This is a genomic window from Bradyrhizobium sp. Kon10 (assembly GCF_055807395.1).
The window spans coordinates 397,283-411,536 of the sequence record NZ_JBVVOZ010000003.1; the positions used below are offsets into that span (position 1 = coordinate 397,283).

At 59.8% G+C, this 14,254-nt stretch carries 9 protein-coding genes; 7 read left to right on the plus strand and 2 right to left on the minus strand.

The window, feature by feature from the left end:
- The first annotated feature begins 168 nt into the window (after positions 1-168).
- From AC0L2O_RS07175 to hpnN, 7 genes are all read left to right on the plus strand, one after another.
- Positions 169-2,001 (plus strand): pyrroloquinoline quinone-dependent dehydrogenase, encoded by a 1,833-nt coding sequence (locus AC0L2O_RS07175; RefSeq protein ID WP_473369213.1) that lies wholly within the window; start codon positions 169-171, stop codon positions 1,999-2,001.
- A 312-nt stretch (positions 2,002-2,313) separates the two neighbouring features.
- Positions 2,314-2,535, plus strand: coding sequence for a hypothetical protein (locus tag AC0L2O_RS07180; protein ID WP_085350427.1), 222 nt, complete (start codon positions 2,314-2,316; stop codon positions 2,533-2,535).
- A 12-nt stretch (positions 2,536-2,547) separates the two neighbouring features.
- Positions 2,548-2,970, plus strand: coding sequence for a hypothetical protein (locus AC0L2O_RS07185; protein WP_473282678.1), 423 nt, complete (start codon positions 2,548-2,550; stop codon positions 2,968-2,970).
- A 337-nt stretch (positions 2,971-3,307) separates the two neighbouring features.
- Positions 3,308-3,778: a low affinity iron permease family protein gene (locus AC0L2O_RS07190; RefSeq protein WP_085350425.1), complete on the plus strand. Its 471-nt coding sequence runs from the start codon at positions 3,308-3,310 to the stop codon at positions 3,776-3,778.
- 255 nt (positions 3,779-4,033) lie between these two features.
- Complete coding sequence (locus AC0L2O_RS07195; RefSeq protein ID WP_473369214.1) at positions 4,034-4,447, plus strand: hypothetical protein; 414 nt, start codon at positions 4,034-4,036, stop codon at positions 4,445-4,447.
- Positions 4,448-4,662: 215 nt separating this feature from the next.
- Positions 4,663-5,994: a S41 family peptidase gene (locus AC0L2O_RS07200; protein ID WP_473369215.1), complete on the plus strand. Its 1,332-nt coding sequence runs from the start codon at positions 4,663-4,665 to the stop codon at positions 5,992-5,994.
- 474 nt (positions 5,995-6,468) lie between these two features.
- Complete coding sequence (gene hpnN, locus AC0L2O_RS07205; RefSeq protein WP_473369216.1) at positions 6,469-9,087, plus strand: hopanoid transporter HpnN; 2,619 nt, start codon at positions 6,469-6,471, stop codon at positions 9,085-9,087.
- 663 nt (positions 9,088-9,750) lie between these two features.
- Here hpnN and AC0L2O_RS07210 read toward each other — a convergent pair.
- Entirely contained in the window at positions 9,751-12,834 is a 3,084-nt protein-coding gene (locus tag AC0L2O_RS07210) for an efflux RND transporter permease subunit (RefSeq protein ID WP_473369217.1), read from the minus strand.
- A 7-nt stretch (positions 12,835-12,841) separates the two neighbouring features.
- Positions 12,842-13,951 (minus strand): efflux RND transporter periplasmic adaptor subunit, encoded by a 1,110-nt coding sequence (locus AC0L2O_RS07215; RefSeq protein ID WP_473282687.1) that lies wholly within the window; start codon positions 13,949-13,951, stop codon positions 12,842-12,844.
- Between the last annotated feature and the right edge of the window lie 303 nt (positions 13,952-14,254).

Below are 14,254 nucleotides of genomic sequence, written 5' to 3' on the forward strand. Positions count from 1 at the left end.
CAATTCAGCGCCGCGGCGGGAGCTGCAAGCGAGCCATCTTTTCGCCACCAGGATAGGGAGGCCGCTGTCGCAACAGATAACTCCGCCAACCAAGTGCCGAGAGGAGAGGAAGGCCCATCCGATGCGACTGCTCAGGGCGAGCCCTCCAACAGGCAACCTGACAAGTGGATGAGTGCGCCGAATACGTGGGCGACATTCAACGGCGACCTCAAGTCCCAGAAGTTTTCCGCCGCCGACCAGATCACGCCCGAGAACGTAAAAGGCTTGCGGAAGGCCTGGGAATACCACACCGGTGACGTCTCTGACGGTAGCGGCCAAAGACCAATGAGCGTGTGGTCCGCGACGCCGCTCTTTGTCAACAATACCCTCTACGTCGGGACCCCGTTCTACCGGATCATCGCGCTCGATCCGGGCAGCGGAAAAGAGAAATGGAAGTTCGACCCCCACGCTGTGCTTAAGGCGCTCACCCAACCGGATCTGAAGAACCGAGGAGTAGCTTATTGGCAGGCCGAGAATGTGCAAACAGGAACCGAGTGCCAGAAGATCGTCTACATCGGCACGATGGATGCCAAGCTCTACGCGGTCGACGCCGATACCGGCAACCCTTGCCGCGATTTCGGTCAGCACGGCATGGTCGATGTCAACCAATGGAACACCGTGAATGCGAAGTGGCCGCTATCGCTCCTGCAGCCGCCGACCGTTTATCACGACACACTCTATCTCGGCTGGGCCGGCAAGGATTGGGCTGACGAGCAGGCCCCCCCGGGTACCGTGTTCGCGCTCGACGCGCGCACCGGAAAATTGAAATGGACATTTCACCCGCTCGACCCCGCCGTTGCACAGCACAGCGGGACCGCAAACGTCTGGGCATCAATGTCGATCGACGCCGAAAGGGGGCTTCTCTACGTGCCAGTGAGCTCCCCCAGCCCCAACTTCTACGGCGGGGATCGGAAGGAGAAGATCCCGCTTGCGACTTCCGTAACGGCGCTCGATGCGGAGACGGGCAAGGTGGTCTGGAGCCGACAGCTCGTGCACCACGACATCTGGGACCTTGATACCAACGCTGCTCCCACCCTGGTCGACCTCGAGAAGGACGGAAAGAAGGTGCCGGCGCTAGTGCAGACGACCAAGCAAGGCTTCCTGTTCGTCCTGAATCGCGAGACCGGTGAGCCGATTTATCCCATCGAAGAACGACCAGCGCCGAAATCCGACGTGCCGGGCGAAGAGGCTGCGGCAACACAGCCGTATGTGGCAACGCCAGCCCCCACGATACCGGACAAGTGGCCGGGCGTCTTTCCTCTCGCGGACTGGATCGGCTTCGGCAGTTGCAGCCGGGAAGCCAAGAAGCTGCGCTACGACGGTCGCTTTACGCCACCGAGTCTGCAGGGCAGCATCACATATCCTCCGACAACCGGCGGGACCGAATGGGGCGGCGGCGCCGTCGATCCGCGCACCGGTGTCTTCGTCGTGAACTCCAGCAGCGTCGTGCAGATTTATCGGCTGATCAAGCGGGAAGATTTCAAGCAACAGGCACAAAATGGTGAAAGTTCAGGCTACTACGCTCAAGAGGGCGCTCCATATGGCTTCAAACTGGAGACCTTCCTCAACTGGGCGGGTATGCCGTGCTGGAATCCTCCTTATGGCACGATCGCTGCCTATGACCTGAAAACGGGTAAGCGTCTTTGGAACGAGCCTTTCGGTGAAGTGCAGAAATACGGCTTCTACATGCCAAAATCCTGGGGCTCGGTGACCATCGGAGCACCCGCGATTACTCAATCAGGTTTGATCTTCATAGGCGCTTCGATGGACTCGCGGGTTCGCGCACTTGACCTCAAATCGGGTACGGAATTGTGGAGCAAGGTCGTCGATGCTCCAGCGGTCGCCATGCCAGCCATCTATGACTACAAAGGAAAGGAATACGTCACCTTCGTGGTGGGCGGCAATTCGATCCTTTTGCCCAAGGTGAGTGACCAAGTGGTCTCTTTTGCTTTGCCGGGCTGAGAAAAACAAAGAACTGCCAATCAGCGCGGCGGATTCATGAGCTCCGTGCCCGATGCATCACAGTCCCTGGGTGCACCTAGTTCTATGCCGGCGCTGGCGAGTTCGTGAAAGATCCACGCCAGAACGCTGGTCGAATTCTTGACCTCGCCGAAAGCCCGGCGCTGCGAGGGAGCGTAAATTAAGCACCGGAACTCAACTTAAGGCCAGCAGCGCTAAGGCGCAATTCTGCAAGCCTCTTCGCTCTTGAAAGTCGGCGCTTTCAGCCAGATACTCTGGTGGCGTCCCTTGGCCACAGCATCCCGAGGAGGCATCATGGCTATTCAAATCGTAATGGACCATACAGGTGACAGCCGTCATTCTTTCGACTCGAGCGACGCGCGAGCAGTGAAAGACGCGGAGCAGCGATTCCGTAAGCTGACTAATCGCGGCTTCACGGCCGCCGCCAGGACCGGTCCAGGGCAGATCTCGCAGCTGCGATCCTTCGATCCGACTGCGGAAGAAACGGTGTTCTTTCCCCGGCTGGTCGGCGGCTAGTCGGTTGCGCTCGTGTTCGCGCTTTTCGCTATAACGGCCGGTGACCGCCCACGATGGAGGGCCGCAAAGGCTCTCTACGTCAGGCACGGCGCCGAGAAGACGCCGGAGGGGCGCTCTCTGCAGCTCCTGCGCCGTTGGCTTTCGCCTGCGCAGCGGGCGCAGTACGCTCACATGGGTTATTTCGAAGTGGTCGGTGGCGAAACCGGCAACCGATACAGGATCTATACCGGAGCGTCGACAAACGTCTGCGAAATCGACGAAAATGGTCGTCCAAAGGTTGGGCTCTGTTTCCTGCCACGTGGCGATCTGCCGATCGGAGACGTCATGTTGGCCCAGAAGATCGCTCTCGAAAGCTGTGAGGGCAGCGCTCTTGCAGTAGCGCGAAAATTCACCCCGAGTGGCTTCTTCTTCAGCCGCTCACGGCCGCTGCGGTAAGCTTGGAAAGCAGCCGACTTCCGAGAAACAGCTGCCTAGAGGATTGCAGTCTGCGGGCATGAGCGTCATTCAACGTTCTTGCGGGCACGACCTGGACAACGGATCACGAAAAACGGGGCCGCTCCGCCTATTGAACCGAAAGTCGGCAGTCCCTGGACCGTATTGTTTCCGGATCAGAAGGCTCTGGACCGAGCCCCTGGTGCGGTGCTTGGCCAGCTCACGCCGCCAATGCCGTCGTGCGGGCACGCTTTCGCTGTCAAGCGCTAGGCTAAAGGCTAGTTGCACAAAGCGGAACTGGGAAGCGTTGGTCAGGTTGTTAGCCGCCGGAGAACTCAGGATGACCGAACGCAAATTGCTGGACAAACCAGACGAGCCGTCCAGGGCAGCGAAGCTATTCGCCCACTTGGCTAATCGCACCTCTCAGGCAGCAGGCCGAGCATCCACGTTTATTCTCGCGCTCGCCGTGGTCATTATATGGGCCCTCATCGGCCCGCTGTTTGGCTTCTCCGACACTTGGCAACTCGTCATCAATACCGGCACGACGATCGTCACGTTCCTGATGGTGTTCTTGATCCAGAATTCCCAGAACCGGGACAGCGCAGCGATCCAAGTAAAGCTGGACGAGCTGATTCGCGCGGGTGCCGCCCGGAATTCATTTGTCGGGATCGAGCATCTCACAGACGAAGAATTGGCCGAGCTGCGCGAAAAATGCGAAGCGAGAGCCAAGGCTGAGAAAGCGGGCGAGAGATCCGTGCGCAAAGCCGGAACGAAAGCCAAGAGGGCTGCCGAACGAGCCGTCACGAAGTAAGCTTCGTAGGTAAGATTCGGTCGGACCGCCTAAAGGCGACGTATCGGGCCGCCCTCTCGACCATGGTTTGTGTGCGGTCCCGTACCGCTTGCTGATCGTTCTGCAGATGAGGGCCGGAACATCAGGTCGAGACGGTCATTTACATAGGCACCGACATCGGAAACGGAAATCAAACGCCTGGGCCTGGCGCTATCTCGCTCCGAACCTTCTGGAATTGCGTGGCGCTCGTTTGATAACCTCGTCGAGCAGCAAGTCATGGAACAACAGTGCCCGACTGATCGTCCGCCAGCTCGCCCCGTGACAGTTCGCGTGCCGCAGTGGCTGTACCGGCTCCTTATCGGGCTTGCCGCGTGGTTCGCTCTAGCAGCTTGGCTCTTCTCCGCAAGCGGCCCCACTGACTACCTTCTCTCCATTGTAAGTGGATTCATTTTCGTCGTCGTTCTGCTGCAGCTAATCCTGTCGCGCGTCCGCGGCAGAGACACCACCGCCGGGACAGCCGACGCCTCGCCCCGTTTTACGGAACGAGGAGAATGGGACCTCGATACCCGGCAGGGTCACATCAGGTTCAACGAGGCCGCGGTCCAAATACTGCTGCCGCTTGCGGCGGCGGCGCTCGGCATGACGGCCATTGGTATCGCGCTGCACATCGCCGAACACATTAGCGCCTAGCATCCGAGATGGCTCTCTCCTCACCCCCGTGGGCCAGGCATTGCTCGAACTGAGAGTTTGACTATCCCCCGCTAGGCGATCTCCTGGTGCTCTTGAGCGTGGTGGCCATAGCCCTTGAGTCTCTTGCGGAACCTACGGCGTCCCTGACATTTGTTTTGTTGTGCGCGCAGACGATTTTTGCCCTTGGCCCTCAGTTGCTCAGAAGAGATTGAACCATGATCAAATCTCGCGTGCTTCTCGTGAGCCTTCTCACTGCCGCAGGCATTGCCATCCTGCCGCTCATGGCCGTGGCGATGCAGAGCGCCAGATCTGCAGGACCAGATATCACGTTGCTCACTGGCGTGATCCAGCTCGTAAACCGCGCCTATGTACATCCAATAGACTCGGACGAACTGACCAAGGACGCCTTGAAGGGAATGCTTACGCGGCTTGACCCACATTCCGACTACATGGATGAGCAGGAGTTCAGGCGATCGCAGGCGGACCTGGCCGGCAGCTTTGGTGGACTCGGTATGGAAATATCCGAACAGAATGAAATTCCCACGATCGTTTCGCCCGTCGATGCAACGCCGGCGGCCCGTGCCGGGCTCCAGCCAGGTGACGAAATTGTCCTTATCAACCACTCGAGCACACACGGCGTAAGTCTTTCGGAGGTGGTGAGCCTCTTGAGGGGTGCGCCCGGGACGAGCGTCACGATCACTGTCCTACGGGGCAAGCAGCCAGCGTTTGATGTCACGCTCACGCGAGAGATCATCAAGGTCAAATCCGTGAAATCGAAGATGGAGTCCGACCGGATCGGATACATCCGCATCAGCCAGTTCGGCGACGACACGGCAGACGGATTCAAGAAGGCCATTACCGATCTCAAACAGGGTGAAAACGGACGCATCAAGGGCCTCGTACTTGATTTGCGCGATGATCCAGGAGGGCTTCTTACCGGTGCCGTCGATGTGGCCGGGGATTTGCTTGACAGCGGTCCAGTAGTCAGCATCCGCGGAAGGGATGCCAGCGACGAAAAGGTATTCAAGGCTCCCGCACACGGCGACATGTTGTCGGGCATCCCGATCGTAGTACTGATCAACGGAGCCTCCGCGTCGGCTTCGGAGATCGTCGCGGGCGCACTGCAGGATCGCCGCCGGGCCACAGTCATGGGAACTCAAAGCTTTGGCAAAGGATCGGTGCAAACGGTTATTCCCCTGCAAGGCCATGGCGCCGTCCGGCTGACGACTGCGCTCTACTATACCCCCTCGGGAAACTCTATTCAGGACAAAGGCATTTCGCCCGACATTGTCGTCGAAGCGCCCAAAGAGCAACAGATTGCGAGCGGCGCCTTGCTCAGGGAAAGCTCACTGCATGGCGCGTTCGCAAACCCGGGGCCGCTCAACCGAGAAGCCGGCACGGGGCGCGAGCAACCGACAGGGCAAATCAAGGCTGTGTATTCTGCGCCGATCAGGGCGGACCTTATCGGTAAGCCCGAGGACGCGCAGCTCAAGGCCGCACTCGACCATCTCGTGCAGATCGCCGGCAAGGAAACAGGAGCACGCTGATCTGCACGAACTGTGTGGGATCTTCGACGAGACCTGCTCCGCACGAGTCGCTGTCGTCCGCAATCATCGGTCGAGCAGCCCGACCAGAGCGCATCTGAAGGAGACCCGGCTCGCCTCGCAGGTCGGCACGGGCGCCGGATTGGACCGGCAATCATTGGCGAGGACCTGCCATATCTCACCGGCGACGTGGCGATTCCGATCGGGAGCAACGCCTGTGAATACTCGCGGAGCGCCGCCGTCATCGGTAGCGCCCGTAGATGGTGAGTAGATGCCGAAGACGTATTGTTCGAAGCGCCTCTAGCAACCCACCCGCCTCTCCGACGTTAATTCACGGTTCTGAGCTCGGCGCCCGCACAAAGCTCTCGTCGCGCAGGTGGCGTTGCGGTTACTAGCCGATCAGGCCGCGGTCCGGACCTCGTCGCAGCTTCCTGTTGGCGCAGCTCGGGCACGATGCCGCCAGACGAGCCCACGCCGATGACCCAAGCGATTGTCAACATCGTCGATCTTTGCGTGCGCCGGTGGCGAATTGTCATCCTCGTGGGAACACTGGTGCTGGTTGGATCTGCCGTCTACGCACTGACGCAGTTTTCCATCAACACCGATATCGAAACGCTAGTCTCCCAGAAGGTCCCCTGGCATCGACGTGAGGTGGAGCTCTCGCGGAGCTTTCCGGAGAAGGGGACTTCGGTCGTGGTAACGGCCTCGACACCCGAAAACGCCGAGGTTGCGACCGACGAGCTTGCGCACAAACTGAAGGAAAATCCGGAGCTGTTTCGCCAGGTCGTGCAGCCCGACAGCGGAGACTTCTTCGAGCGTAACGGATTGCTGTTCGGCTCAACCGCGGAGGTGGAAAGGACGGTCGACGGCCTCGCCCGCGCCCGGCCATTGCTCCAGGCGCTGGCGGCGGATCCGACCTTACGTGGCGCAGCGCGCGCGCTTGGCTCGGCGGCGGAAGGGGTTCGGGCTGGCAGGCTCACGCTCGAGCAACTCGGCTGGACTCTTTCGCTGACGCGGAAGCTGCTCGGGGACGTCCTCACCGGCAAACGAGTGTTCTTCTCCTGGCAGGAGCTTCTGGAGGGGCATCAGATTCCCAAGAACCAGTCCCGGCACTTCATTGAGGTCGCGCCGAAACTGGATTTCAATGCGCTTCAACCGGGACGGACCGCGACAGAAGGAATCCGGAGGGTTGCCTCGGATCTCAAGTTGAGAGAGCGCCTCGGCGCGGCCGTCAGCATCACGGGTGAGATCCCGATGAATGACGACCAGTTCCACGTCATCCGGTCCAGCGTGGTGCGCGACACCCTCACCGCTTTGTTCGGCGTGCTGCTCATTTTGTGGATCGCGCTGCGGTCATTCAAGCTCATTGCCGCTGTATTGTTCAGCTTGGTGGTCGGGCTCGCCGCAACTGCCGCTCTGGGGCTCCTGATGGTCGGCTCCTTTAGCCTTATCTCGATCGCTTTCTTCGTGTTATTCGTTGGACTGGGCGTTGATTTCGGCATCCAGTTCAGTGTCCGCTATCGGGCAGAGCGGCACGAAGTTGACAACTTGCGCCACGCGCTACGGTGCGCGGCGCACAAGTCCGGAGCGCCGCTCGCGCTTGCGGCAGCAGCCACGGCGATTGGCTTTTTCGCTTTCCTGCCCACTGACTATCGCGGGCTCTCCGAACTCGGGCTGATTGCAGGGTCCGGCATGCTGATTGCCTTTACCTGCAGCATCACGCTGGTGCCCGCCATGCTGACCGCCCTCAATCCACCCGGAGAACCCGCCGGGGTGGGCTTCAAATCGCTCGCGCCGGTGGACGCATTTCTGCAGGGCCACCGCTTCCTGGTGATCGCCGGGACCATTCTTGTGGTCGCGGCGGGAACTCCGCTGCTCTTTCATCTGCCGTTCGACTTCAATCCGGTCGACCTCCAAAACCCCGCCTCTCCATCGGTGGTTGCCTATCGCAAGCTGCAGTCGGAACCGGAAACCAACGGCAATGACGCCGAGGTGCTCGCCCCGTCACAGCAGCAGGCCGACGGGATTGCAAAGCGACTCTCCTCGCTGCCGGAGGTGGCGCGCGTAGTAACCCTCACCAGCTTCGTTCCCGCCCATCAGGAGGACAAAATTGCCGCCCTTCGCGCCGCCGACCGCGCGGTTGGACGCGTAATCAGCCCCCATAGCACGAGACCCGCTCCTACCGACGAGGACACGGTCGCTGCGCTTCGCAGCACGGCAGAAGCGGTTTCAGAAGCGGCAGCCGGCGCGAATGGCAACGTCGCGGAGGACGCACGTGCGGTTGCGTCGCAACTCGAGCAACTGGCACATGCGCCGCCTGAAGTTCGTCGCCAGGCAGATGCAGCTGTCACACCGTCTCTGAAGTACGATGTGGACCGTCTGCGCAAAAGCCTTTCGGTCCAACCGATCGCCGTGGGAAGTCTGCCGCGCGATCTCGTTCGCGACTGGCAACTGCCGGATGGACGTGCCCGCGTGCAGGCACTTGCCAAAGGCGATGCCAACGATGTGAAGGTGCTGCGGAAATTCGCTGCCGCCGTGCTGGCCGTCGAACCAACCGCGGCGGGAGCGGCCGTCAGCTATTACGAGTCGGCCAGGACTGTACTCCGGGCCTTTGTGGAAGCCGGAATCCTGGCGCTGGTTGCGATCGCCATTCTTCTTGCGATCGCTTTGCGGCGCATCACCGACGTCCTGCTCACGCTAATCCCACTGCTCGTCGCTGGCGCACTCACACTGGAGCTGTCGGTGCTGGTGGGTCCGCAGCTCAACTTCGCCAATATCGTCGCGCTGCCGCTGCTGCTCGGGGTCGGAGTCGCCTTCAAGATCTACTACATCATGGCCTGGCGCGCCGGCAAAACCGGGCTGCTGCAATCGACGCTGACCCGCGCCGTGGTGTTCAGTGCCATGACCAATGCGGCCGCTTTCGGCAGCATGTGGGCCTCCAGCTATCCTGGAATGTCGAGCATGGGAAAGATGATGGCGCTGGCTCTCAGCTGCACCATGGCTGCAGCCGTGCTGTTTCAGCCGGTGTTGATGGGACCGCCGCGTCAGATCAAGCCGCATGCGGAGGTGCCTCCATTGCGCGAGGCGGCCGAATAGCAGCAAACGCTGAGCGGAAGAGCCAGACCTCAGATCCGCCTCAGCTTCATCGCTGGCGCAGCTGAGAGCCGTCAGAGATGGTCAACTTGACGATGCGCGTTTGTCCGGCACGGTCAATGGTCAACTCGATCTCCTTTGCCGATGCCAAAAACACAGATGCTGCGCGCGCTGCGAGCGAACACACGAACCAGCGACGGTAATGATTCTTGAAGAGACGAACGGTTGCTTATTCGTTCGAAGCAAGATCGGCCCGCGCGCTAACCATGCGGCGCGGGAGGCAGAGAAGCATATCGCCGAGACGTAAGGCTGCAGCATCCACGCGGTTGCCAAACAAAGCAGCCAGACGACCAAGCGCAGGAAACGAACGGGCACCCTGGTGCCTCCTTCCAGTCACTCCTAGTTTCAAAGGGGTCCGATGCTTCCTCGCGAGATTCCAAGAGCAGGACGAACACGGGACCACTTCTCTCCTACTCGCAAACTAGTCGTTTTCACACCGCCTGAGAAATCGCAGAGATGCGATCGCCTTGCCAAAACTGGCGGAACATGCCGCCAAGGCCGGAGCAAGCGAGCGCACACTGGAACGGTCCGACCCAGCCCTTTTTGACAAGATTGCGATATACCGGCGAACTGCACTGCGGCTACCAAAGCAGGAGCACGGCCCGACTAGCCCAAGGCATCGCCGGCCACGGAGAAGGGCGCACTTCCATCGGCCTGTCGGGAGTGAACGGCCCCGATTAGCATGTAAGCCGCCGGGACCACGAACAGCGTGAACAGCGTCCCGATGCCAAGCCCGGTAGCGATCACAAGCCCCATATTGAAGCGCGAAGCCGCGCCAGCCCCGCTGGCGACGATCAACGGTATGACCCCCAGCACCATAGCCCCTGTAGTCATCAGGATTGGCCGCAACCGAATAGCCGCCGCCTGCTCGATTGCCTCCCGCTTCGATGCGCCATTGCGCTGCAGATCGTTTGCGAACTCCACGATGAGGATCGCATGCTTGCTAATCAGGCCCATCAACGTGACAAGACCCACGTCGGTGTAAATGTTCAGCGACTCCCCGCCGAGGCCGAGACTGACGAAGACGAGCGCACCAGCAATCGACATCGGAACGGAGACGAGGATGATGCACGGATCCCGGAAGCTTTCGAACAAGGCGGCCAGTGAAAGGAAAATAATCAGAAGTGCAAAGCCGAACGTCTCGATGAAGCCGGTCGATTCCTGGACGTATTGACGGGACAGACCGCCGTAATCGATGGTGTAGCCCGCCGGCAGTGTCCTGTCGGCGAGTCCAGTCAGGAACTCAAGCGCGTCGGCCTGCGCCACGCCAGGAGCCGCTACGCCCTGAATCGTGGCGCTGTTGACCTGCTGAAAATGATTGAGCGTCTCCGGAACCGTCTTGTTCGTAATCGTCGCAATTGCCGCGAGCGGGACCGGAATGCCAGCGACGGTGGCAACATAATAATTGAGCAGCTGATCGGTATTGAGCCGGAAACGCCTCTGCACCTGCGGGATCACCTTGTAAGACCGCTGATCGAGGCTGAAATAGTTCACATAAGCGCCACTGAGCATTGTCGTCATCGCGCTACCAACATCGCTCATCTTGAGCCCGAGCTGCGCGGCCTTATCGCGGTCGATCTCGACGATCGACTGGGGATTGTCGACCTTCAGATCCGTGTCGAGGAAGATGAACATGCCGCTGTCGATTGCGGCCTTGAGAAACTTCTCGGTCGCGCCGTTGAGCCTGTCGAATGAGTCCGTAGTTTTGATTACGAATTGCACCGGCAAACCCTGGCTGCCCGGCAACGGAGGCAATTGAAACGCCGCGATCCGGGCCCCCGCAACCTCGTTCAGGCGCTGTTGAACGATCGGCTGAAGCTGGTTGCTGGTTCGGCTACGTTCATCCCATGGCTTAAGCACCATTCCGGCGACCACTCTGCCTGGTGCATTGATCTGGAATACGTGATCGGTCTCCGGATATTCCTTCATGATTTGATAGACCTGCTTTGCGTACAGCACCTTCTGCTGCAAGGTGGCATCGGGGGCCAGCGTCGATGAAGCGATCACGACTCCCTGATCCTCCTGTGGTGCAAGCTCGCTCTTGGCACTGGTGTAGAGGAAATAGATGCTGGACAAGACCAGCAGTGCGAACACCGCGGTCACAGGTAGATAGTCCAGGCTATTGTGCAGCCGTCGCAAATAGAAATTGCGCATGTCCTCAAAGCGGCGATCGATGATATTTCCGAACCACTGCTGCCACCCACGCGCCGCGCCTGGCCGGGTGAGAAGCCGCGAGCTCATCATCGGAGAGAGCGTCAGCGCGACAACAGCCGAAATAGTGACAGTTCCGACGAGCGTGAATGCAAATTCTGTGAACAACGCGCCAGTCAAGCCGCCCTGAAACGCGATCGGGACGTAGACTGAGATGAGAACCACGGTCATGGCAATGATCGGTCGGCCGAGCTCGCCCGCCGCAGCAATCGCCGCAGCGAACGAAGTCTTGCCTTGCTCCAGATGACGATTGACATTCTCGACCACGATGATGGCGTCGTCGACCACGAGCCCGATTGCGAGTACCAACGCCAGCAGAGTCAGCAGGTTAATGGAAAAGCCAAGGGCCAGCATCAGGGTAAACGCGCCGATCAGCGACAGCGGGATCGCGACCATGGGGATGACCACCGACCGCATCGAGCCAAGAAACAGGAATACGACAACATTGACGATCACGAGGGCTTCAACCAGCGTCCGCACGACGTCGCGGATCGCTGCGTGCACAAAATTGGTCGAGTCATAGACGATCTGTCCCTTGAGGCCGTTCGGAAGCGCCGCACGAATGGCCGGGAAGATTTTGTGAACCCCAGCTATGACGTCGAGCAGGTTGGCCGTTGGCGCCACCTGGATCCCGACATAGACCGCGGGCTTGCCATCGAATGCGACTTGGGTCTCGTAACTGTCGGCGCCAAGCGAAACGTCGGCGACATCCTTGAGACGCACGACTGCGCCGCTGGCCTGCTTCACGATCAGGTTGGCGAATTCGCTTTCGGTATGGAGACCCGTAGACGCCGTCAGATTGACCTCCACCATCTGACCCTTGGTAGTCCCCAAGCCCGAAATATAGTTGTTCTGAGCCAGGGCAGCCGAAACATCGGCCGATGTGAGCCCGTACGAAGCAAGCTTTCGCGGATCGAGCCACGCGCGCAAGGCGAAATTCTGCGCCCCAAGGACTTCTGCAGTCTGCACGCCCGGCACTGCCTGCAGTTTGGGCTGCACCACGCGGATGAGGTAGTCTGTGATCTGATTGCGCGCCAGAACGTTGCTGTCGAACCCGAGGTACATTGCGTCGATGGTCTGCCCCACCTGCACCGTCAGCACTGGCTGTTGCGATCCGGAAGGAAGCTGGTTGAGCACTGAACTTACCTTCGTGTTGATTTCCGTCAGCGCTTTGTCGGCGTCGTAGTTCAAGCGCAGATAGACGGTGATCGTGCTCACGCTGCTCGCACTTTGTGAGCTCATGTAGTCGATACCATTTGCCTGCGCGATTGCGTTCTCCAGGGGAGTTGTAATGAACCCGGCAATCACGTCCGGATCGGCGCCGTAGTAAGTTGTTGTGATCGTCACGACGGCGTTCTGGGTGCGCGGATATTGCAGGACCGGCAGCGAGGTCATCGCGCGCAGTCCAAGCGCAAGGATCATCAGGTTGACCACAGTGGCAAGAACCGGCCGACGAATGAAGACATCGGTAAATCTCATCGCGGCTTCACTCTTCGGACACTTGCGGGTTTGGATTGAACGGAACAGGCACCTTGTTATCGATTTTGATACGTGAACCGTTGTGGAGCTTATTCTGTCCCGCGGTCACGATGACGTCGCCAGGCTCAACTCCATCGAGCACCGCAACCTGGTCACCGCGAGTCTGCCCTGTTTTCACGAAGACCTGTCGGGCGACATATTGCCTGTTCCCCTCCCCCGTGTCCTGCCCCTTCGTCGCGACATAGACGATGTCGCCGTACGAATTGTAGTAGATCGCCGTGTTTGGCAGTGTCACGTAATGCTGAGGCGCGCCCACGTCGATTTCCACCGTCGCAAACATGCCTGGCAGCAGCTTCTCGTCGGGATTAGCGAAGATCGCTCTGACCTCGACGTTCCGGCTGGCCGTATTGACGAGCGAGTTGATCGCCAGAATCTTGCCGGTGAATTGCACGTCGGGATATGTATCGATCCCGGCTCTGACGTCTTGCCCGACCTTGATCTGCGCGAGTGCCTGTTGGGGCAGATAGAAGTCGACAAAAATGGGATCTAGCTGCTGTAGCGTCACGATCGGCGTGCCGGGCGCGATATACTGGCCGAGATCGACCTGACGTATGCCTAGTCGGCCCGAAAATGGTGCCTTAATCGATTTGTATCCGACCAACGCTTGCTGCTGCGCAACCTGTGCCTCTGCGCTTTTTAGCGTCGCAAAGTCGGTGTCGGCCGTTTGCCGACTGACGGCATCAGACTTCAAGAGGTGGCTGTCGCGGTCGTAGTTGAGCTGCGCGAGTGCTTCGGTCGCCTTGAGCGATTCCAGATGCGCGATGTCGTCGGCAGCCTCGAGCTCAACCAGCAACGCTCCCTTCTCGACTTTTGCACCGGACTGAAATCGGATCGCTTTGACGATACCAGCAACCTGCGCACTGAGATCGGCTCCCCTTTCCGCCCTCACGCTGCCAACAGCGTCCAGCCGCGTCTGCCAGGCTTGCGTGGCGGCGGTGATGGTCGAGACCGTTTGCGGCGGGTCGCGCAAGCCGGCAATCGCCTTCTGGATCATTCGAGCCTTAAATGCCTGAAAACCGACCACCGCCGCGAAAGCCGCGCCAACTAGCACAAGCATTATGGCCATTCGTCGAAACATCTGCGCACTCGGGAGAACACGAGGAATTTCGATAACGCAGGTGCGACGCTCCAGGTCGCAACGCTCTCGCAGATTTGTCTCGCAGCGCCCAGCTCTAGGCCAGACATGGCGCACGCCTTGCGCATTGCCGGTTCGCCTCACTTCCGCCGACACAGCAGTGCTGGTGCCTCGAAGCCCGTGAACTGGTTCTCCCGATCCGCGCGGGTGCGCTCCGGTCTGACGGAGCGGCCCTCCTTGGTTAGTTTCGGAGCGCTTGGTACGTTGCCGTACCATCTTCTGCAC